This is a genomic window from Eikenella sp. (genome assembly GCF_057315495.1).
Genome location: NZ_DBHKXY010000042.1, coordinates 12,792 through 34,496, shown reverse-complemented (window position 1 = coordinate 34,496; position 21,705 = coordinate 12,792). Strand labels below are relative to the sequence as shown.

Annotated in this window: 20 protein-coding genes and 1 other RNA gene; 8 read left to right on the top strand and 13 right to left on the bottom strand. The window is 58.2% G+C overall.

The genetic code is table 11. From position 1 onward, the window contains the following. Positions 1-104 precede the first annotated feature (104 nt). The 12 genes from ssrS to ACO6EE_RS07610 all read right to left on the bottom strand — a co-directional run bounded on the left by ssrS (position 105) and on the right by ACO6EE_RS07610 (position 10,762). A non-coding RNA gene (ssrS, locus tag ACO6EE_RS07665) (6S RNA) lies at positions 105-283 on the bottom strand. A 17-nt stretch (positions 284-300) separates the two neighbouring features. Beyond that, entirely contained in the window at positions 301-597 is a 297-nt protein-coding gene (locus ACO6EE_RS07660) for a cell division protein ZapA (RefSeq protein ID WP_064105706.1), read from the bottom strand. After that, positions 594-929, bottom strand: a complete 336-nt coding sequence (locus ACO6EE_RS07655) for a hypothetical protein (protein WP_485960377.1) — start codon at positions 927-929, stop codon at positions 594-596. The genes ACO6EE_RS07660 and ACO6EE_RS07655 overlap by 4 nt, the downstream gene beginning before the upstream one ends. A 159-nt stretch (positions 930-1,088) precedes the next feature. Further along, on the bottom strand, positions 1,089-2,069 hold the full coding sequence (locus ACO6EE_RS07650; RefSeq protein WP_485960376.1) for an NAD(P)H-dependent glycerol-3-phosphate dehydrogenase: 981 nt from the start codon (positions 2,067-2,069) through the stop codon (positions 1,089-1,091). 129 nt (positions 2,070-2,198) lie between these two features. Beyond that, positions 2,199-3,446, bottom strand: coding sequence for a beta-ketoacyl-ACP synthase II (gene fabF / locus ACO6EE_RS07645; protein WP_485960374.1), 1,248 nt, complete (start codon positions 3,444-3,446; stop codon positions 2,199-2,201). A 117-nt stretch (positions 3,447-3,563) separates the two neighbouring features. After that, on the bottom strand, positions 3,564-3,800 hold the full coding sequence (acpP, locus tag ACO6EE_RS07640; RefSeq protein ID WP_003824915.1) for an acyl carrier protein: 237 nt from the start codon (positions 3,798-3,800) through the stop codon (positions 3,564-3,566). Positions 3,801-4,077: 277 nt separating this feature from the next. After that, positions 4,078-6,102, bottom strand: coding sequence for a prolyl oligopeptidase family serine peptidase (locus ACO6EE_RS07635; protein ID WP_485960379.1), 2,025 nt, complete (start codon positions 6,100-6,102; stop codon positions 4,078-4,080). Between the two features lie 144 nt (positions 6,103-6,246). Then, entirely contained in the window at positions 6,247-6,810 is a 564-nt protein-coding gene (locus ACO6EE_RS07630) for a TIGR01440 family protein (protein WP_485960372.1), read from the bottom strand. Between the two features lie 742 nt (positions 6,811-7,552). Beyond that, on the bottom strand, positions 7,553-8,179 hold the full coding sequence (gene recR, locus ACO6EE_RS07625) for a recombination mediator RecR (RefSeq protein ID WP_485960371.1): 627 nt from the start codon (positions 8,177-8,179) through the stop codon (positions 7,553-7,555). 23 nt (positions 8,180-8,202) lie between these two features. Then, the gene (locus tag ACO6EE_RS07620; RefSeq protein ID WP_485960369.1) at positions 8,203-8,685 is read right to left on the bottom strand and encodes an SMI1/KNR4 family protein; all 483 of its coding nucleotides are present in this window, start codon (positions 8,683-8,685) and stop codon (positions 8,203-8,205) included. A 75-nt stretch (positions 8,686-8,760) separates the two neighbouring features. Then, positions 8,761-9,945, bottom strand: coding sequence for an LD-carboxypeptidase (locus tag ACO6EE_RS07615; protein ID WP_485960368.1), 1,185 nt, complete (start codon positions 9,943-9,945; stop codon positions 8,761-8,763). 385 nt (positions 9,946-10,330) lie between these two features. Then, positions 10,331-10,762 (bottom strand): HIT family protein, encoded by a 432-nt coding sequence (locus ACO6EE_RS07610; protein ID WP_485960366.1) that lies wholly within the window; start codon positions 10,760-10,762, stop codon positions 10,331-10,333. Between the two features lie 202 nt (positions 10,763-10,964). Here ACO6EE_RS07610 and ACO6EE_RS07605 point away from each other — a divergent pair, with 202 nt between their 5' ends. Together ACO6EE_RS07605 and ACO6EE_RS07600 are read left to right on the top strand one after the other, a co-directional pair. Next, positions 10,965-12,752, top strand: coding sequence for a M48 family metalloprotease (locus tag ACO6EE_RS07605; RefSeq protein ID WP_485960365.1), 1,788 nt, complete (start codon positions 10,965-10,967; stop codon positions 12,750-12,752). Positions 12,753-12,895: 143 nt separating this feature from the next. Then, complete coding sequence (locus ACO6EE_RS07600; protein ID WP_485960364.1) at positions 12,896-13,315, top strand: hypothetical protein; 420 nt, start codon at positions 12,896-12,898, stop codon at positions 13,313-13,315. A gap of 91 nt (positions 13,316-13,406) precedes the next feature. Here ACO6EE_RS07600 and hslU read toward each other — a convergent pair whose 3' ends face one another. After that, complete coding sequence (gene hslU / locus ACO6EE_RS07595; protein ID WP_485960362.1) at positions 13,407-14,744, bottom strand: ATP-dependent protease ATPase subunit HslU; 1,338 nt, start codon at positions 14,742-14,744, stop codon at positions 13,407-13,409. A gap of 393 nt (positions 14,745-15,137) precedes the next feature. On the opposite strand from hslU, the gene rpsP reads away from it, so the two are divergent. The 6 genes from rpsP (at position 15,138) to ACO6EE_RS07565 (ending at position 21,651) form a co-directional block, all read left to right on the top strand. Next, positions 15,138-15,386 carry a 30S ribosomal protein S16 gene (rpsP, locus tag ACO6EE_RS07590; RefSeq protein WP_023887900.1) on the top strand — a complete coding sequence of 83 codons (249 nt, stop codon included), beginning with the start codon at positions 15,138-15,140 and terminating at the stop codon, positions 15,384-15,386. Between the two features lie 16 nt (positions 15,387-15,402). Further along, positions 15,403-15,915, top strand: a complete 513-nt coding sequence (rimM, locus tag ACO6EE_RS07585; protein ID WP_485960360.1) for a ribosome maturation factor RimM — start codon at positions 15,403-15,405, stop codon at positions 15,913-15,915. Then, positions 15,915-16,658, top strand: a complete 744-nt coding sequence (gene trmD, locus ACO6EE_RS07580) for a tRNA (guanosine(37)-N1)-methyltransferase TrmD (RefSeq protein ID WP_485960358.1) — start codon at positions 15,915-15,917, stop codon at positions 16,656-16,658. The genes rimM and trmD overlap by 1 nt, the downstream gene beginning before the upstream one ends. Positions 16,659-16,675: 17 nt before the next feature. Then, on the top strand, positions 16,676-17,047 hold the full coding sequence (rplS, locus tag ACO6EE_RS07575) for a 50S ribosomal protein L19 (protein WP_003824892.1): 372 nt from the start codon (positions 16,676-16,678) through the stop codon (positions 17,045-17,047). 371 nt (positions 17,048-17,418) lie between these two features. Beyond that, on the top strand, positions 17,419-19,128 hold the full coding sequence (locus ACO6EE_RS07570) for an Hsp70 family protein (protein ID WP_485960356.1): 1,710 nt from the start codon (positions 17,419-17,421) through the stop codon (positions 19,126-19,128). Between the two features lie 123 nt (positions 19,129-19,251). After that, positions 19,252-21,651, top strand: coding sequence for a hypothetical protein (locus tag ACO6EE_RS07565; RefSeq protein WP_485960354.1), 2,400 nt, complete (start codon positions 19,252-19,254; stop codon positions 21,649-21,651). Positions 21,652-21,705: the final 54 nt, after the last annotated feature.

Below are 21,705 nucleotides of genomic sequence, written 5' to 3'. Positions count from 1 at the left end.
GGCTTGCGGGGGGGCTTTAGCACCTTTTTTGTTACTTATGCCTTAATTCACTATATTACAGCCAACGCAAAAGCCGGCATCTTAAGATACCGGCTTTTAGTATGGGTAACCCCGCGAATGCCGCTTTGGCTCGATTCGCTTGAACCTTGAATCAAGGTTGGCCACTTCCGGCAGTTTCGGGTACGTCCACGAGGAACGCGCACGCCCACCACTCAATCTGCAGCCTGAAGCGAAATTATTGGTTCAAAGGAATAGTGTGCCTTCACAAACACCGCAGGGTTATAAAGAAGAATAATCGGTTTACTTTTCCAAATCAAGTGCTTTATCGCAACTTTCAATCATGGTGCTTATTCTACGCTCAATTTCGCCAATTGCCAAACCATCTTTCGCGCTCATTTTAAGCAGGTCGTGGGTGAGGTTCAGCGCAGCCATAATCACTATTTTGTCGGTTTCCACAATCCGGCCGGAAGATTGGATCACGCCAATCTTCTGGTTCAGCATATGCACCGCCTGCAGCAAAGTTTCTTTCTCGCTGTTGGGCGTGCCGATGTTGAACTGGCGCCCTAGGATATCTACATTGACTTGTTCGATACTCATACAACCTGCTCCTTAGCGGCGGGCATCGGCAAGCGTTGTAGCAAGGCGCGGATATCTGCGGCACTTTGCTCCAATAGCTTGCGGTAAGCAGCGTTTTCTTGCTGTAGGGCTTCAATCTGGCTGGTGAGCTCGCGCTCCATGCGTGACATTCTTTCACTATAGGCCAGTTGCAAGCCATCCATAGTAGCGCGATGATCATGGCGCTGTTTCTGCCAAGCCGCATCCATCTCGCTGATTTTTTTGCTCAGCGCCTGCTTTTCACGCACAGCAGCCTGATAACGGCTCCCCAGTGTTTCGATGGAGTTTTGCAAATGTTCAAGTTGATTATTCATGAATCTGTCTCTTGCTAAATCTCTGGCTGCCAGAATCAGCAACCTGGCCGCATTATACTGAAACTTGCGCCATACGGAACAAACACTGGGAAAATTTATAATTAAATACCTTCTGTAAAATCCGCTCGCATTACGATGGCAAGATAGGTTCGGTGGTAATTATTCGCTGCGGATTTCGCGCAGCATCAACCGCTCGGCCACATCATTCACATCAACACGGCCGTCTAAAAGCTCGTTCAGGATGCGCGTGATGGGCATTTCAATACCAAGTTTGGCTGCCTGCGCTCCAGCTTCTCGGATGGTGTACACGCCTTCGGCCACATGGCCGAGTTCGGACAAAATCACGGGCAAGGGCTTGCCTTCGGCCAGTTTGAGGCCGACTTGTCGGTTGCGCGAGAGCGAGCCGGTGCAGGTAAGGATCAGGTCGCCCATGCCGGCCAAACCCATCAGAGTGGTTTGCTTGGCACCCAAGGCCAGTGCCAAGCGGTTGATTTCGGCCAGGCCGCGCGTCATCAGGGCGGCGCGGGCATTGAGGCCGTATTGCAGACCGTCGGCAATGCCCACCGCGATGGCCATCACATTTTTCACGGCACCGCCCACGCCCACGCCCACCATATCGTCGTTGGCATACAGGCGCAGTACAGCGGAGCTAAGTGCGGCGGCGAGTGATTCAATCCAAGCCGTGTTGTCGGAGGCGAGGGTAACGGCGCAGGGCAACTGTTGCGCCAATTCTTGGGCAAAACTGGGACCGGACAAAATACCGATGCGCGGGTTGTCCGGCAGCTCTTGGCGGGCGACTTGGTGCGGCAGTAGGCCGCTGCCCTGCTCGAAACCTTTGCAGGCGGTGAGCACGGGAATATCGCCCCAGCTCCATTGCCGCATGGTTTGCAAACTGCCGCGCAGGCCGGCGGTGGGCGTGGCAATGATAACAAGCTCAGGCTTGGGCGGCGGCGTATCGGCAATGCTGAGTGCTTCGGGGAAGGGGAAATCTTTCAGGTAGCCTGAGTTGATGCGCTCGGCACGCATGGCGGCGGCATGTTCGGTTTCGCGTGTCCACAGGCAAACTTGCTGGCCGTTTTGGGCAAAGTGGATGGCAAGGGCAGTGCCCCAGGCGCCGGCGCCGATGATGCAGATTTGCATAGTGTGCTCCTGTGTTGGTTGCTTGTGATAAAGGCTACCTGAAAAACGGCAAACGGATTTGAACTTCGCAGAAACTCCGCTTCGCCACGTTTTCAGGTAGCCTTTTATACTCTAAATACTGGCGTTTAATCAGCCGTCAAAGCGCTTGAACGCCAGCGTGCCGTTGGTGCCGCCGAAGCCGAATGAGTTGGAAATGGCGGCACGGATGGACAGGTCGCGGGCTTCGTTGGCGCAGTAATCCAAATCGCAGCCGCCTTCAACGTCTTGCTCGAAGATGTTGATGGTGGGCGGTGATTTTTGGTGATACAGCGCCAACACGGAATACACGGCTTCCACACCGCCGGCACCACCGAGCAGGTGGCCGGTCATGGATTTGGTGGAGTTGACCACCAGTTTTTTGGCGTGCTCGCCGAAGGCAAGTTTCAGCGCGGTGGTTTCGTTGGCATCGCCCAGCGGGGTAGATGTGCCGTGCGCGTTCACATAATCGATGTCGCTCGGATTGAGGCCGGCATCTTTCAAGGCGCGTGCCACAGCCAATGCTGGGCCTTCGGCATTGGGCGCCGTAATGTGGTGTGCATCGGAGCTCATACCGAAACCGGCCAGTTCGGCGTAGATTTTTGCGCCGCGTTTTTTGGCGTGTTCGTATTCTTCCAACACCAGCACGCCGGCACCTTCACCCATCACGAAGCCGTCGCGGTCTTTATCCCACGGGCGGGAAGCAGTGGCGGGATCGTCATTACGGGTAGACAACGCCTTCATGGCGGCAAAACCGCCCACGCCGAGCATACACACCGCGCCTTCAGCACCGCCGGCCACCATCACGTCGGCATCGCCATATTGAATCATGCGGGCAGCATCGCCGATACAGTGCGCACCGGTGGTGCAGGCCGACACAATGCCGTAGCTGGGACCTTGGTAGCCTTTAAGGATGGTAACGTGGCCGGCAATCAGGTTGATCAACGATCCGGGAATAAAGAAGGGGTTGATGCGGCGCGGGCCGTTTTCGTGCACCACGATGCCGGTTTCTTCAATGGAAGGCAGGCCGCCAATACCGGAACCGATGTTCACGCCCACGCGGGTTTTATCCAAGGCGGCGTAGTCGTCCAGCCCGGCGTCGGCCACCGCCTGCAAGGCAGCGGCAATGCCGTAGTGGATAAAGGCATCCATGCGGCGCGCTTCTTTGGCGCCGATGTAATCGCCGATTTGGAAATCTTTCACTTCGCCGGCAATTTGGGCACTCAATTCGCCCGCATCAAAACGAGTAATCCGGCCAATGCCGCTCACGCCGGACAACAGGTTTTGCCAGGCATCGGCCACATTGTTGCCCACCGGGGAAATCTGCCCCAGCCCGGTTACCACTACTCTTCTCTGACTCATGATTGTTTATCTATCCTTCGGCCTGCCCGAAAGCGGCCGCAATAACAAAAACCTCTGCCCTTGGCGGGAAATACGCCGGGGCAGAGGCTGATATTCTGCTGTTAAACCTGCTGCCGATTAGTTGGAGCGGGAAGTAACGAAGTCAATGGCTTGTTGAACGGTAGTGATTTTTTCAGCTTCCTCATCGGGGATGTCGCAGCCGAAAGCTTCTTCCAAAGCCATTACCAGCTCAACCACGTCCAGAGAGTCGGCGCCCAAATCTTCGCTGAAAGAAGATTCGTTTTTCACTTCGCTTTCGCTCTTACCCAATTGTTCGGCAACGATTTTCTTCACACGTTGTTCGATATTTTCCATTGTGGGGTCCTTGTCCTTAAATAAACGGGGAAAAATTTTAAAGGTAGTTCTCTAAAAATGGCATTGTAACGGATTTATATGCGTTTTGCTATCCATGCCCTACAAAGATTTTGAGGCTACCTGAAAATAACGGTGCGCATATTAGCATAGCGCACGGCCTTTGCAAACTGCGCCAAAAAGCCGATATAAACAGGCAATGGTTGGCATCTGCCTTGATAGTGAAATTTCGCCAACAACTATAGCGTTAGCCGGCCCGGTATCCGCTACAACCATGCCACTATTTGCCCACCGTTTGACGCAAAAACACCAGCACGGCAGCCAGCTCGGCGGCCACTTCTTCCTGCGAGGCGTTGCCCGCATGCCCGCCGGCTTCGGGAGCGTAGAGGCGGCTGTTCACGCCGATTTCGCGCAAGCGGGCGTGGAATTTGAGCGCATGGGCGGGATGCACGCGGTCGTCACTCAGATTGGTGGTAATGAGGGCGGGCGGGTAGGTTTGGCCATCGTGCAGATTGTGGTAGGGCGAAAGTTTTTTCAGGTAGCCTCTATCCGGCTCAGCATCGGGATTACCGTATTCTTCCTGCCACGAAGCGCCGGCCAAGAGGTGCGGATAGTGCAACATATCGGTGAGCGGCACTTCGCACACCATGCTGCCGATGCTTTGCGGCACGGCACAATAAGCGGCGGCGCACACCAGCCCGCCGTTGCTGCCGCCCTGCAGCACAATGCGTTCGGGCGCAGACAAACCGCGCACGGCCAAATCCTGCGCCACGGCCACCAAATCTTCCGCGCTTTTGTGTTTGCGCGCCGCGCCTTGGGCGGCAGCATGCCAGGCCGGGCCGAATTCGCCACCGCCCCGAATGTTGGCCAACACAAACGCACCACCCTGCGCAAGCCAATGCCGGCCGATGACGCCCAAATAATGCGGCAGTTCCGGCACGCCGAAGCCGCCGTAGGCATACACCAGCGCGGGCGCGCTCGGCTCGCCGCCGCCCACGTGATAATACGGAATGCGCTCGCCATCGGCCGACACAGCGTGCAACTGCTGCACGCTTACCCCCTCCGGATCAAACTGCGCAGGCTGGCGGCGCATCACGCACCACTCCTGCCGCTGCAAATCCAGCGTATAGAGCGTGAGCGGCGAAAGGAAGCTGCTGGCCGCGATATACAGCACATCACCGCCCCAAGGCTGGTCGGCAAACTCCAGCACGCCCGCCCCTTCCAGCGGCAGCTCGGGCACTTCAGCTGGCTGCCACTGCCCCTGCTGCAGACGCCAAGCCTTGAGGCTACCTGAAACATTGTCCAGCAAGGTAGCAGCCACAAAATGGCGCGTGGTTTCCACGCTCTCCACCGACTGCCCCGCCTGCGGCGCAAACAGGCATTGCGCCTGCCCCAGCACGCCCTTGTTCAGCTTCACCGCCACCAAGCTGCCCGCCGCATAACTTTGATTTGCCCGCAGCCAGTCGTGCTTGAGCAACACCAGCAGCCAGCCGCCCAAATAACCGCAAATTTCACAAGTTTCAGGTAGCCCCAAAGGCAGCAGCGCCCCGTCTGAGGCTACCTGAAAATAACGGCGGCTGAAAAAGCCCGTGCTTTCTTCCAGCAAATCCAGCGGCGCACCCTGCGCATCCAGATAACGCCAAGCGTGCACCCACACCGACTCCGCCGCCGTTTGCAGCAGCGGCTGCGCCTCCTCGAAGCTCTGCCCGCGCCGCAACAGCCACGCCTCGCGCGGATAGCCCGAAGCCGTGAGCTGGCGCTCGTCCCAAGCCGGGCACACCCACACGCTGTCTTCATCGCGCCAGGCAATGTGGTTTTTGCCCGCCGGAAAGTGAAAACCGTTGGGCACCACCTGACGCGTTTCCAAATCAAATTCCAGCGTAAACGCCGCATCGCCGCCGCCCGGGCTGAGCGAGAGCAGCACCCGGTTCGGCTGCTCCACATAGTGCGACACGCCGTCTAAATACACATCCGCACCCAACACCGCATCAAAATCCGCCACCGAAAACAACACCTCCCATTCCGGCAGCCCGGCGCGATACGAAGCCGCGCTGCACACGCGGTACACACCCTTCGGAAACTCCTCGCTCTGATAAAAGTGATACATCCGCGCGCGGTGCTCCTGGCAAAACGGAATCTGCTGCTCGTCTTGCAACACCGCCAAAATATCGCGGCGCAGCGGCTCGTAATCCGGCCGGCTGTCCAGCCAGGCTTGCGTTTGCGCATGTTCGGCAGCGGCAAATGCGGCAGTTTCGGGAGCATTGAGGTTTTCAAACACGGCATAGCGGTCGGCAGACATTTTCAGGTAGCCTTTGGCAGAAAAATGGAAAGGAGGGCATTGTAGCAGTATTGGCGAGGAGGAAAGAGAAAGGCTACCTGAAAAGTGCACCGCAATTTAAACTGCATTGCGGTTCGCGCTTTCAGGTAGCCTTTGTCCTGCCGCTTGGTGTTACACGCGGCGAATGCTGTCTTTATAGTGTCCGGCGCGTTCGCCGCCGATCAGGCGCGGGCGGCTGGCGAGGGCGCAAACGTGGGCAGCGCCCAGTTCGCGCTGTTGCGGGCGCAGGGGGATTTGCACGTGTTTGATGTGCATACCGATGGAAGTGTCGCCGATGTCGAGCCCGGCGTGGGCGGTGATGAATTCCACTTCCACCGGGTCGCGCATATATTTGAAGGCAGCCAATTGGGCGCTGCCGCCGGCATGCAAGCCGGGCAATACATTCACGATTTCCAGTCCGTATTGTTCGGTCAGCTCGCGCTCCACGGCCAAGGCGCGGTTGATGTGCTCGCAGCCTTGCACGGCAAGGTAGATTTTGCGTTCGTTCAGGATGTCGAGCAGGGTTTTCACGACTACTTCGCCCACTTCCTGATTGGAATTTTTGCCGATACGGCCGCCGATCACTTCGCTGGTGGACAGGCCGAGCACAAAAATCTGCCCTTCGCCGATGGCGGATTGGTGCAGGATATCAAGCGCCAGGGCGCGGGTTTGTTCGGCTAATTGGGCTAGATCCATGAGATGCCTCCTTTATGCTTATTTTTGCTTATTGCCGCAAAACGGGCGGCTGGAAAGATTTTAGCAGCTTTGGGCGGGAATGGTTTTGATGGAGGATAAGATACGGCTCGGCGGTTGGCAAAAGGCTACCTGAAAACGAAGCTTCAACGCAATAAAACGCAGCATAGCGGAATTTCTGCGAAACTAAACTTTCAGGTAGCCTTTTGTTGTGGAAAAAGCAGGGCAGGATAGAGCCCATTGCACTGACTTTTGCAGTTCTGAGCTATTTGAGCTTTCAGGTAGCCTTCACACATTAGCATCCTGTTCACCTTTGCGCCTCGTGCCGGCGCGGGGCACTTCCTTTCTTTGCTTCGCCAAAGAAAGGAAGCAAAGAAAAGCGACTGCGGGCACAGGTTTGGCTTTGCCAAACTTCCCTCACTCCGCGCAGTTTTTCGGGCGGGCTCGCAACTTGCGGCTGCGCCGCTTCGAGCATGCAAGCCCTTGTTTCCCGAAAAATTGCGCTTCGTTCAGCTGCACCAGCAGACGGGTGGCAAGTTAGCTTAAGAAGCAGTGGTTATTCTGTTGGCATTGTGAATTAACACACAGCGATACCGCATTGACTCATCTTGTATCGATGTATTGGTTTGGCTATAGATGGACGAACTCAGACAAAATGTCGGCAGCAATGCCAACCTACAACAAATATGATATGCAAAGGCTACCTGAAATTTCAGGTAGCCTCTTTTCCTTTCCTGCCCAACAACTATCCGCCCTCGCCTCCCTGCTCTTTCACCAGCCGCCGTTCATACACGGATTGCGCCAGTGTGCCGGCGTCGATGTATTCCAGCTCACTGCCCAGCGGCATGCCTTGAGCCAGGCGGCTGACACGGTAGGGCAGATTTTTGAACAGCTCGGCCAGCACATAGGCGGTGGCGTTGCCTTCGGGGGTGAAGGCGGTGGCGATGATCACTTCTTCCACTTCGCTCTCTTGCAGGCGGGCAACCAGTTTGTCGAGCGCGATGTGCTGCAAATCCATGCCCTGCGCGGGGCTGATTTGCCCCATGAGCACGAAATAGAGGCCGTCGTGGCAGTGGGCGGCTTCCATGCCGGCCACGTCGGCGGGCAGGTGCACAATCATCAGGCGGCGGCCGTCGCGCGCGGGGTCGGCGCAGATGGCGCAGAGCTCGCCTTCGCAGAAGGTGTTGCACAGGCGGCAATGCTGCACGGCGGTGAGGGCGTGCTGCAAGGCGGCGGCCAGCTCGGCGGCGCCTTCGCGCTTGTGGCGCAGCAGCTCGTAGGCCATGCGGCGGGCGGATTTGGGGCCGACGTTGGGCAAAACTTCGAGGGCTTGGGTGAGGCGGGTGAAGGCGTCGATTTTTTTGCGGGTCATGGTTTGGGTTTCAGGTAGCCTGTTCACTCTTCCGGGTCGGTATGCAGGTAAGACAGGAATTCCGTGAACGAATCGGCGATTAGGATGGCGTTTTTCGCAAAGTTGGCTTCCGTGCTGATGTTGTCGCTCCACACGTCGCGCACATAGTAGTAAATCCTGCCGCTGTTTTTGTGCAGGCAGATGTAGTTGCCGCCCCAATCAAAGGCGTAGGGGATTAAATCGGGCGGCACTTCCATTTCTTCCCATTCGTTTACCGCCCTGCCCTCCAAGGTGAAATCGGGGTCGTCGCCAAAATCGCGGGCGTATCTGACGGCGATGAAATCTCTGATTTCGATATAGTCGTAATCGATGTTTGGGTTTTCAAATATGGGTTTGTTGGGTGTGCCGCCGTTCCACTTCAGATAATGCGCCTTAAAGTCTGTGGGGAAGGAGAGCCCCAATTTGCTTTCCACTTCCCGAATTTCTTGTTCGGAAATATTTTTTTCACAATCGTGAAATTCCAGCATTTTTGTGCCGCCTCCTGAATCAATCGGTATGTTTTCAGGTAGCCTTTCTTTGGGCGGCTACCTGAAATCATGCATCTATTCGCTGGCTTCGCTGTTGTCTTCCGCTGCGGTCGGGCTGTCGAACGAGGGCGGGGGCGGCAGCAGGTTGTTGAGCGTGAGGGCGGCGGGGTTGAGCACAGGGTGGCCGCTGAAGGAGGCGCTGTAGCCGCCGGCGCCGTTGCTGCGGATGGTGGTTTGCACGCCCAGCGGGAAAGTGGCGAGGTCGCTGATGTGGCCGAAGGGGAAGCCAGTGAGCACGGGTATGCCGCTGATGCGGCGCAGGGTACGGATCACGCTGGAGAGGTCGTAGCCGCCGTCGTACACGTCGCGCGCGTTGCCCATGCGGAAGTTGCCGAGCACGATGGCCTGCTGGCGTTTGAGGATGCCGGCCAGATGCAGGGTTTGCAGCATGCGCTCGAGGCGGTAGGGCTGTTCGCCCACGTCTTCGAGGAAGAGGATGCCGCCTTCGGGCTGCGGCAGGTAGGCCGAGCCGGCCAGGGAGGCAATCACGCTGAGGTTGCCGCCCCACATGGTGCCGTGCAGGGTGGGCACGTTGGCGGCCTGCACTTCCGATACTTGGATGCTCAAATCGGCACGGGTGCTGCCGTCGATAAAGGCTTGCATGGTGTATACCGAGGGCTGGGCTTTGCCGAAGCCGCTATAAAGCATGGGGCCGGCGAAGCTGCACATATTGCCTTGGGCGAGCAGGGCGAGCTGGATGGCGCACACGTCGCTGAAGCCGAAGAGCTGGGTGCCGTGTTCGCGCATCCGCGCGCCGAGCGAAGGCCAGTCGATATGAGGCAGCAGGCGTACTGCGCCGTAGCCGCCGCGCATGCCCATCAGCACTTGCGGGGTGGGCACTTTGCCGGAAGCCACGTCTTGGAAATCGGCGATGCGTTCGGCGTCAGTGCCGGCAAACCGCTGGCTGCGGCGCTCCACGGCCTGCTGGTTGGTGATGGTGAAACCGGCGTTATACAGGCGCAACAGCCCAGCCTGTGCCTGTTCGGCTCTAGGCGCGAAGCCGGAAGGAGCCACCACGCGCAAGGTGGTGCCTCCTCCACTGCGGGCGGGGCGGGATGGCGCATTGCCGCTGCCGGGTTTGTTTTGGTTGGTCGGCGACACGGGCATCGCCGGCGTGCTACACGCCTGCAACACGCCCGCACCGGCCAGAGTGGCGGAGGCGCTGAGAAAACGGCGGCGGGAAAGATGGGGGAACAGCATGGCGGGTTTCCTTAATCATTGAGTGGAGGCTACCTGAAAGCACAAGCTTCAACGCAGTTAAAACGAAAAATCAAACTGAGGTTCAGACAACCTGTTAGTGGTGTGGAGGCTACCTGAAAATGTTGTGCCAACCATGTTTCAGGTAGCCTTTAATGTAGAAATCAACAGCGTTGTTTACACTTTTGACTTTTGCTTGAAGACCCGTTTGAGCAGCTATCCGGCATTGTCAAGAATGTCGATAGACACGGGAAAGCCGCTCTGTTCTTGATAATGGCGGATAGCTGCTTAAGAGTCATTCAAGAAAAAACAAAAGCCGTCCGTCGTAGAAAAAGTGTAAACAACGCGACGATTTCCTACACCTTTTAACTTGGGCAGACGGCGGGCATTATACCAGCCCGTCCGCCGCCCCTTCCTTGGCCAACAATTCGGCCACCTGTCGCTGCCAGCCTTCCGGCAGCTCGGGCACGGCTTCGCGGCGCGGGGCGGCCCAAATCGAATCGGGGAAAAACGCATCGTTTGCAAAGCGGGCAATCACATGCCAATGCAGGTGCGGCACTTGGTTGCCGAAGCTGGCCAGATTGATTTTAGCCGGGCGCAACACCCGGCGCATCGCCGCTTCGGTACGCCACACCGCCGCCATCATTTCCTGCCGCTCTGCTGCGGGCAAATCCGTCATCTCGGCCACATGCTCGCGCCAAATCACGCGGCAAAACGCAGGCGCGGCGGGCGTGTCGTTTACGGCAATCACGCGCAGGCGGCTGTTTTGCCACAGCACGGTTTCATTTTCAGCACAGCACAGCGGGCAGGAGGCAGGCATTTCGGTTCCTTCCAAATGGTTTAACGAAGCTGGGCAAGGGTATAGCACGACGGCGGGTTTGCCAAGTGGGGTGGGAGAAAGGCTACCTGAAAGCGCCGCCTCAACGAAGTTAAAACTTCTCTTTCAGGTAGCCTTTACCTCGCCTGCCGGATTAGCTATATTCAAACTGTTTTCCACTCCCCATTTCCTCACGGATTTCCCCATGCGTTTCTTCCACCACCAGCAGCAATCGCGCCGCCGCACCGTGCGGCTGGTGGTGTTCTATGTGCTGGCCCTGATCGGCACAGTCGCCATCACTTCCGCCGGGCTCGGCAGCCTGCCGTTTTTGTTCGGTGCCAAAGTACGGCACAGCCTGTGGTGGTACTACCTGCCGCCCGCCCTGTTTGTATGCGCGCTCACCATCGGCCTGAGCCTGCACCGCCTGCGCGAACTGCGGCGTGGCGGCGAAGCAATAGCCAAGCGGCTGGGCGGCGAGGCCTTGCAGCTGGCCGATGCCACCTTTGCCGAGCGGCGGCTGCTCAATGTGGTGGCGGAAACCGCGCTTTCCGCCGGCCTGCCCACCCCGCCGGTGTACCTGCTGCGCCGCGACGGCAGCATCAACGCCTTTGCCGCCGGCATGAGCCCGCGCAGCGCCGTGATCGGCGTTACCCAAGGCGCCATCAACCTGCTCACGCGCGACGAGCTGCAAGCCATCGTTGCCCACGAATTCAGCCACATCCGCAACGGCGACATGCGCCTCAACTGTTATCTGGCCGCCTGGCTGCACGGCCTGCAGGGCATCGCCAGCAGCGGGCGCTATTTCCTCTACGGCCGCGATAACGAACATTATCTGGAATACCGCCGCCGCAAAAATGTAGACAACCATCCTTTCGACAACGGCGTGGAAATCGTGATGCAGTCCCTACCGCTGCAAGCCTTCGGCGTGCTGCTGATTGCGCTGGGCTCGGCGGGCAGCGTGTTTGCCCTCTGGCTGCAGGCTGCCGTGTGCCGCGAGCGCGAATTTATGGCCGATGCTTCCGCCGTGCAGCTCACCCGCCAAACCGCCCCGCTCATCGAAGCCCTGCGCAAAAGCGCCCGCACCGCCTCCTGCCGCCTCGCCTCCCCCGAAGCCCCCGAATATGCCCACCTGATGTTCGGCCGCATCCGCCCCAGCGACCTCGCCGCCACCCACCCGCCGCTCATCGAACGCATCCGCAGGCTCGATGCCGCCGCTGCCCGCCGTCTGGCCGAAGAACTGGCCTATGCCGACAGCCTTGCCCTGCCTTCCCCCGTTCACCTCAGCTTCGCCGCCCCGCAGCCGATGAGCGCCGAAGCCGAAGAAGCCGAACACCTCTACCGACATCGGCAGGCCCTGATGCAGGCGCGTATCCACCGCCACCGCCCGTCCGCCCCGTATCTGCCCCTGCAAGCCGACTGGCAGGCCGCCGCCTACGATGGCGAATATGCCTCTGCCGCCCTGCTCTGCCTGTTTCAAGTGCCCGCCCTGCCCGCCGGCTGCTGGCACCAGGCCGAACACAACGGCGGCATCAGCCCCTTCGTTTGGCAACAGCTCGCCCGCTTGCAGCAGCATCCCCTGCTGCCCAGCACCGAACTGCTCGAACACCTCCTACCCGCCCTCGTGATGCAGGAAGACCATGTCCTGCAAGCCCTGCTCGACCAAATCCGCAACCGCTTCCGCAAACACGGCACCAACCTCGAACAAGCCTACCTCTGGCTGCTGCTCAAAGCCTATCTCGCCCCTGCCCCGCAGCCCGGCCGCCTCACGCAGCATCCCGCTGCCGAAGCCCTAGCCCGCGCCGCCGAGCTCTCGCCCAAACAGCTGCAAACCGCCGTGAAAGGCGCGCTGCTGCTCACCGAGCCCGCCAAAATCGCCCTGCTGCGCCCCCTCGCCGCTACCCTCCTCGTTCGCCGCCCCCTGCTCTGGCGCTACCTCTGCGTGCGCCTCGATGTCGGCGCCTGGCACTTCGGCCTGGCAGGCAGCAAAGGCTGAAAGGCTACCTGAAACTTCCCCGCTGCCGTTTTTCAGGTAGCCTTCAGCCAAACAAAAACACATTCCAAAAGGAAAGCCATGAAACGCCTGCCCACCCTCCTCTCCTGCCTTTTTCTCCTTACCGCCTGCCAGAAAGACCCGCCATGCCCACCGCCGCCTCCGGCCCGCAGCCTCTGCAAACCAGCGAGCCGCAAATTACCGAGCCGCGAACCAACGAAGAAATCCGCGCCACCGCCGAAAAATTCCTCGCCCAATACCGCTATCTCGATGCCGCCTCCTGGGCATACGAACTCCAACAGCGCGGCGTGACCCTGCCGCCACACCTGCAGGCCGTGCTGGACGAAATGCACTACGACCCCGAAGCCCCCCTCTCCACCGGCAGCATCTTCGCCCTCAGTCCACAACAAATCGCCCGCCTGCAACCCAAAGCCGAAAACGGCGACACCGCCGCTGCCATCCGCCTCGCCCAATACTACCGCATGGCCTCCGGATTCACCCCTGAAGACAAACGCCTGGCCGACTACTGGGAAGCCAAAGCCGCCGGCGCCAGCCAAGCGCAATAAAACCACGGGCAAAAAAAGGCTACCTGAAACGCAACGCAGCAAGGTTTCTGCGAAGCTAAATTTTCAGGTAGCCTGTTCTTATCCAAATAGCTTACAGCACGTACCGCGCCAAATCTTCCTGTTCGGCTACTTCGGCCAGCCGCTCATCTACATAGGCGGCAGTAATCTGCGTGGTGCCTTGCGGGGCGTGGAAGGATACGTCTTCCAGCAGTTTTTCCAGCACAGTGTGCAGGCGGCGGGCGCCGATGTTTTCGGTTTTCTCGTTCACTTGGAAGGCGATTTCGGCCAGGCGGGTGATGCCGTCGGGAGCGAAATCGAGCTCTACGCCGTCGGTGGCCAGCAGGGCTTGGTATTGCTTGGTGAGGCTGGCGTCGGTGCTGGTGAGGATGGCTTGGAAGTCTTCCACGGTGAGGCTGCTCAATTCCACGCGGATGGGGAAACGGCCTTGCAGCTCAGGAATCAGGTCGCTGGGTTTGCTTAAATGGAAGGCGCCGGAAGCGATGAAGAGGATGTGGTCGGTTTTAATCATGCCGTATTTGGTTTGTACGGTGGTGCCTTCCACCAACGGCAAAAGGTCGCGCTGCACGCCTTGACGCGATACGTCACCGCCGTGTCGGTTGCTGTTGGCCGCGATTTTGTCGATTTCGTCGAGGAACACGATACCGTGCTGCTCCACGGCATGTACGGCCTGTTCGCGCAGTTCTTCTTCGTTAATCAGTTTGGCGGCTTCTTCGTCCAGCAAGAGCTTCATGGCGGCAGCCACTTTGATTTTGTGCGGCTTGGTGCGGCCTTTGCTGAGGTTGGCAAACATGTCTTGCAGCTGGCTGCTGAATTCTTCCATCCCGGGCGGGCCCATCACTTGCATGGAGGTGGGCGAGGCTTGGCTCAGTTCGATATTGATTTCTTTATCGTCCAATTCGCCCCGGCGCAGCATTTCGCGGAATTTTTTGCGGGTGTGGCTTTCGGGCTGCGGTTCGGCCGGTTCGCCTTCGAAGCCGGTTTGCGGCGGGGGCGGCAACAGCGCGTCGAGCACGCGGTTTTCGGCAGCATCTTGGGCGCGGTCGCGATTTTTGCGCACGGCCTGCTCGCGCAAATTCTTCAGGGCGATTTCCATCAAATCGCGCACGATGCTGTCCACATCACGCCCCACATAGCCCACTTCGGTAAACTTGGTGGCCTCGATTTTGATAAACGGCGCATTGGCCAGCCGTGCCAAACGGCGGGCAATTTCGGTTTTGCCCACGCCGGTGGGGCCGATCATCAGGATATTTTTCGGCACGATTTCGCTTTGCAGCGGCTCGGCCACCTGGCTTCTGCGGTAGCGGTTGCGCAAGGCCACGGCCACGGCCTTTTTGGCCTGCTGTTGGCCGATGATGTGTTTGTCCAGCTCATGGACGATTTCTTGCGGGGTCATCACGGAAGTGCTCATAAAACGGCTCCCAAATAGCTTGATCAAATATAGGGCGGATGAACTTAACTTTAGCCACGGCGTTGGTTCGCTTGGAATCGAAAGGCAATCTAATCCGCCATCACGAACAGCAGGCAAATGGCACCGCTGCTGCGAAAATCAAGGGCAGCTGACTAGTTTGCCCGAGAGTTTGGTTTCAGGTAGCCTGTTGGCGTAGCATCTACCAAGAAAAAGGCTACCTGAAAATACGGCGCAACCCCGCACCTAAAGCGAGCCGCTTGCGGCATACCGTCCACCCAATACCACGGTAAAACGGTATTTTTTCAACAAATGCTTGCGCCCGTATGGCAAATTACCCTAAAATCCGCTGTTTTCTTATTGATCAAATTTCCCGAAGGAAGAAGGAATAATAATATGGTAGTTATCCGTTTTTCGCGCGGCGGCTCCAAGCATTCTCCGTTTTTCAACATCGTGGTAGCCGATTCACGCAACCGTCGTGACGGCCGCTTCATCGAGCGCGTTGGTTTCTACAACCCCGTAGCCAACGAAAAACAAGAACGCGTACGCCTGAACACCGAACGCCTGAACTACTGGGTGAGCCAAGGCGCGCAAGTGAGCGACGCCGTTGCCCGCTTGGTAAAAGAGCAGCAGAAAGCCGCTTAATCCCGGAATACCCGCCATGAGCCGCAGCCAAGACAACTGGGTAGCCATGGGCTATGTGAAAGGTGCTTTCGGCATCAAAGGCTGGGTAAAAGTAGCCGCCGATACCGAATACGCCGACAGCCTGCTGGACTACCCTGTATGGCAGCTGAGCAAAGACGGTGTTTCCCGCAGTTATACGCTGGAAAACGGCCAGGTGGCCGGCGATGAATTGCAAGTAAAATTCGCCGAAATAAGCGACCGTGATGCCGCACAGCTATTGCGCGGCTACACCATCGAAATCAAACGCAGCGATTTTGAGCCCGCTCAAGAAGGCGAATACTACTGGGCAGACTTGGTCGGCTTGACGGTGCACAACCGGCAAAACGAACTCATCGGCACAGTAAACAGCCTGATGGAAACCGGTGCACATGATATTTTGGTGGTGGATGGTGAGCATGGCCGCAAACTAATCCCGTTTGTCGATCACTACATCGACAATGTGGATTTGGAACAAGGCAGCATCATTGCCGATTGGGGCTTGGATTACTGATGTATATCCAAGCCGTTACCCTGTTTGGCGAGATGTTCCGCAGCATCACCGACTACGGCGTAACCGGCCGCGCCCTGCAACGCGGTTTATGGCATTTCAACAGCATCAACCCACGCCAGTTTGCCGACAACAAATTAGGCTACATTGATGACAGACCTTTCGGCGGCGGCCCAGGCATGATTATGATGGCCGAGCCACTCCAATCGGCAATCGATGCTGCCAAAGCGCAGCACAACGGTAAAGTGGTTTACCTCAGTCCGCAAGGCAGCCCGCTCACACATCAAAAAGCAGCCGAACTGGCTAAACTAGATGGTCTGATTTTGGTGTGCGGCCGCTACGAAGGCATAGACGAGCGCCTGCTAAGCAGCGTCATTGATGAAGAAATCAGCATTGGCGACTTTGTAGTATCTGGTGGCGAATTGCCGGCTATGATGCTGATGGATGCAGTGTTGAGGCTGATCCCCGGCGTACTGGGCGATGCCGACTCGGCCGGGCAGGATTCTTTTGCCAACGGCCTCTTAGACTGCCCGCACTACACCCGCCCAATAGAATTTCAGGGCATGACCGTGCCCGCTGTATTGCGCAGCGGCAACCACGCCCTGATTGCGGAATGGCGCTTAGAACAAGCGTTGCGCCGCACCCTGCAGCGCCGACCAGACCTTTTGGCCGGTCGCGCATTAACCCCAGAGGAATCTAGGCTCCTGCAGAAAATCCAGCAGGAGGAACGAGATATCCCATCATAAACTTAAGGACTATAGCAATGAACTTGATTCAACAGCTCGAACAGGAAGAAATAGCCCGTTTGAACAAAACTATCCCCGAATTCGCTCCCGGCGACACCGTATCCGTTTCCGTGCGCGTAACCGAGGGCAACCGTACCCGTCTGCAAGCCTACGAAGGCGTGGTAATTTCCCGCCGCAACCGTGGCCTGAACAGCAACTTCATCGTGCGCAAAATCTCTAGCGGTGAAGGCGTGGAACGTACTTTCCAGCTGTATTCTCCCAACGTGGAAAAAATCGAAGTGAAACGCCGCGGCCACGTTCGCCGTGCCAAACTGTACTACCTGCGTGGCCTCACTGGTAAAGCCGCCCGCATTAAAGAAAAATTGTCCGGCCGCAAACTGGAAGATTAATCTTTGCTGTTATCGAAAACCTGCCCGCTGTGGCAGGTTTTTGTTTGCGGCTTGACTCTTCAATCGCTTTGTCTCATCTATAGGAGTATTGAAGTAACACAATGAATACAAATCACAATACCGCATAATAAAAGACTGCCTGAAAGTCCAGCTTCATAGAAACTCATAAACCTATTCTGCAGCGCCCATTACCTTTGTTTTCGCGAAACTCACCCCATTCATTTTCAGGTAGCCTATACGCAACCACACGCCACCATATTCCCAGCTTGTTGCTTACACGCCGCCTTTTACCTTTGCGCCCATCAGCCCGCTTTTTCAGGTAGCCTGTCTCCACTTAAAATAATACCCTTTCACTTCACCGCTTTTGCACCATGACCACACAAATCGGCATTGATTTAGGCACCACCAACTGTCTCGTCGCCCAATTCATCAATGGCGAAACCCGCCTGATTCCCAATCGGCTCGGCCACACACTTACACCTTCCGTGGTGAGCGTGGCAGACGACGGCACGATACTGGTGGGGCTGGCCGCACGCGAGCGGCTGCGCACCGCCCCGCAGGCCACCGCCTCCGCCTTCAAGCGCTTCATGGGCACCGACAAAATCTTCCGGCTCAACGGCAAGAAATTCCGTGCCGAAGAACTTTCCGCACTGGTGCTGCGCCAGCTGAAAGAAGATACCGAAGCCGATTTGGGCGAAGAAGTGCGCGACGTGGTGATTACCGTGCCCGCCTATTTCAACGCCATCCAGCGCCAGACCACGCGCAACGCCGCGCAAATGGCCGGGCTCAACGCGCTGCGCCTGCTCAACGAACCCACTGCCGCCGGGCTGGCCTACGGCCTGCAGGAAAAGCCCGACGACACCCGCTTTCTGATTTACGACCTTGGCGGCGGCACGTTCGACGTATCCATGCTCGATTATTTCGACGGCGTGGTGCAGGTATCCGCCAGCGCGGGCGACAACCATTTGGGCGGTGAAGATTTCGTACAGGTGTTGCGCCAGCTTTTTCTGGCCAAATGCAAAGAATTGAGCGATGAAGAACACGCCCGCCTCGCCGACAGCAGCGAGCTGTGGCAGGCTTTGGAAACCGCCAAACGCAGGCTCGGCGAAGAAATGCAGGCCGAAGTGCAGGTGAACATAGGCAACCGCATGGCGGCCGCCACGATTACCCGCCAAGAGTTCCAAGAAGCCGACAAACCGCTGATGGCGCGGCTGCGCCATCAGTTGGAGCGTGCCCTGCGCGACGCCAAGCTGCACCCGAGCCAAATCGACAGCATCATTCTGGTGGGCGGCGCCACGCGGATGCCGGTTATCCGCAACACCATCGCCCAGCTGTTCGGCCGTATTCCCAAAGCCTCGGTCAATCCCGATGAGGCCATCGCGCGCGGTGCGGCAGTGCAGGCCGCCCTGTTAGCGCGCGACAGCAACGTGGAAGAAGTGGTGCTCACCGATGTGATGCCCTTCTCGCTGGGCGTGGAAGTGTCCGAACAGCTGCCGGACGGCAGCGTCACACACGGCATTTTCAGCCCGATTATCGAGCGCAACATGCCCGTGCCCGTATCGCGTGTGGCCGGCTATTCCACCATGAACGACCGGCAAACTGCCATCACGCTTCGCGTGCTGCAGGGCGAATCCGTGCTGGCCAACGAAAACCTCGAGCTCGGCCTGCTCGAAGTGCGCGTGCCACCGCGCCGCGCCGGCGAAGTGAACATCGACGTGCGCTTCAGCTACGATGCCAACGGCCTGTTAGACGTGGACGTGAGCAACGAAGACCTCAACATCAAAGTCAACCAAACCTTCCGCCACAACAGTATCAACCTGAGCGAAGAAGAAGTGCAGGCCGCGCTCGAACGCCTCGCCGCGCTCAAAGTCCACCCGCGCGAGCAGCAGGAAAACATCTACCTGCTGGAAAAAGGCAAACGCCTGTATGAAGAATACCTCGGCGAACAGCGCCAAGCCATCGGCCGTGCCGTAATGCAGTTCGAGCGCACACTGGAGAGCCAAGACGCCAACGCCATCCGCCACGCACAAAAAGAATTCAGCGAATTCCTGCGCCACTTCGACGGCGGCTGGCTGCTCTAAGGTCACCTGAAAACGGCAACCGGGCATTCATGCCCAAACCCGAATGAAAAACAACAAGCAGGCTACTTGAAAACGAAGTGAGTTTCGCTAAAACCCACACCCTCTGTTTTGGCGAAACTCGCCTTGCTCGTTTTGGCGAAACTCACTTCGTTTTCAGGTAGCCCCCACACCGCACCGGAACCCATCATGGATTGCTGGCACATCCTGCAAATCGAGCCCACATCAGACGAACGCGCCATCAAACGCGCCTACGCCAAACTGCTGAAAACCACCCGCCCCGACGACGATGCCGAAGGCTATCAGCGTCTGCGCGAAGCGTTTGACGAAGCCCTCGCCATCGCCCCCTATCTCGCCAGCGAAGCCGCCCAAGAATGGTCGTTCCCGGCAAGCGAATGGCTACCTGAAAACGAGCAGGGCGAGTTTCGCCAAAACGAGCAAAGCAGATTCGGCCAAGTCGATTCCCACCATGCTTTGCCGCCTTGGCAGGCCGGCAGCCCCGACGAACACCACACCTACCGGTTTTCAGGTAGCCCCAATCCCGATATGGCCGAAAACGAAAGGCTACCTGAAAACGGAAATCCGCCCGAAGCAGACGAACTATTTTCAGGTAGCCTCCATCCAGGTGCGGAAGAAAACGAAAGCCCGCCCGAAGCCTTCGTTTATCCGTTCGCCCCCGATATCGGCGACACATTTTCAGGTAGCACCCACCCCTACAGCAGCGACCCCTGCGCCGCCCTGCTCAGCAATATCGAAACTTACTTCACCCGTGGCGGCGCGGCCGAGCTCGAAGCCGCCTGGCCGCACATCCGCGAACGGCTCGAGCAGCTGCCCCTAGGCGAAACCGAAAACGCCTCCCACCAATTCGCCGACTTCCTGCGCACCCACCAAATCAACGACTGTATGCTGTGGGCGCAATGGTCGGATTACTTTGGCTGGCACCATCCCGACTTCCGCAACAACATCTTCACTCCGGCCGAGCTGGAACAGCTCAAGGAATACAGCAGGATAGCGGCCAAGCTAGCCAAACACCGCGCCCAAACGCAGCGCACCCAATCCTTCGCTCCGTTCATCGGACAGGCTGCGGCACAGCTGCTGGCGCACTGGCGGCAGTGGTTCAAGCAAGGCGGTAGTGAAGAACTGCTGCACCGCTGGCCGGAAACCAGCCGGATGCTCGACAATGTACCGCCACAGGAACATCGTGATGTGGCCGCCGCCTGCCTCGATTTTCTGCACCACAACCAAATCCGCCACCCACTCTTGTGGGCGCACCTGGCCAACTACTCCGGTTGGACGCACGCATTCTTCCAAGAAGTGCGCGACCCGGAAGGCTTGGCGCGGCTGGAAGAATACCGCCGCACCGCCGACATCATTCATCTGTTCGAGCCGGAAGCTGCCGGGCCGGACGAAGACGGCGGCAAGCCGGAGAAGCGCCTGCCCGTATCCGCCCTATTCGCCCGCTTCCTCGGCGCAACCCCCGGCCTGATGCGCCGCCTGTTTGCCGCCTTTGCCGCCATGCTGCTGTGGCCTGAGTTGTCCGGCGAAGCCAACCGCCGCCAGCGCTGGCTGCTGCACACCTACCGCCCGGCCGTACACAAACGCTACGATTTCTGGCACGGCTGCCGTATTGCCTGGGTGGCATTTTGCTTCTTAGCCGCCATCGTAAGCGGTGTAGTGGTGGCCGTGGATGTGGGCTGGGAAAAGGGCTTTGCCTTGACGGCAGCGGTTTTCATCACTTTCATTGTTACGGCCATGTCTTACGGCATCTACATCATGTGCGCCAGCTTTCTGTTGATACTGCTGCGCCTGCTGTGGCCGAGTATGGAAGGGCGGCTCGTCCGCTTCAAACACTACTCGCCTTGGGGCAAGGCACTGTATTTACTTGCTTTCCCTATCACGGTAGCGCTCACGCTGCCCGCCTCGCTGGATGTGTCGCTGTGGCACGGCAGCGTGCTTGCCTATATGTTGTCGCTCACTTATTACAGCACCTACGACCGGGACGACGGCAACCTTGCCGTGAAAGACGCATCGGCCTGGTTCAAAGCCTGCCTCTGCATGACCGGGGTACTTGGACTACCGATAACCTTTCCAATTCTGCAAGGCTATCCGCAATACCTGCTGGCCGCCTCCCTGCTGTGGCTGAATGCCAATCTGTATCTGCTGTTCGACCGCCCCGGTTGGCTGGAAAAAATCGAGAAGCCGATTCGGCAGCTGCTGGCTGGGCAAATCGGCCGCAAACCGTGTCAATGGCTGCTGCTGCCGTTCCGCACCGACTATGCCTCGCTGCTGTGGCTATTGCTGCTGCCCGCACAAGCGGCACGGCTGGGTACGTCTAAGGAAGACAGCGCCTGGGAAATCGCCACCGGCACTTTGCTGCTGCTGGCGCTGCTGCCGCGCGAACTGTCTGCCTATGTGCTGCTCCTGCTCTACCCCGCCGCCATGCTCTCCGCACTATTGCGCCACATCGTGCAACGCCTGCTGTTACGCGGCCTGAGGTGCGGCACGGGCAAAACACAGGCTACCTGAAAATCGCCCCGCCCGTTTTTCAGGTAGCCTCTATCCCACCCGCCACCTTTCCAC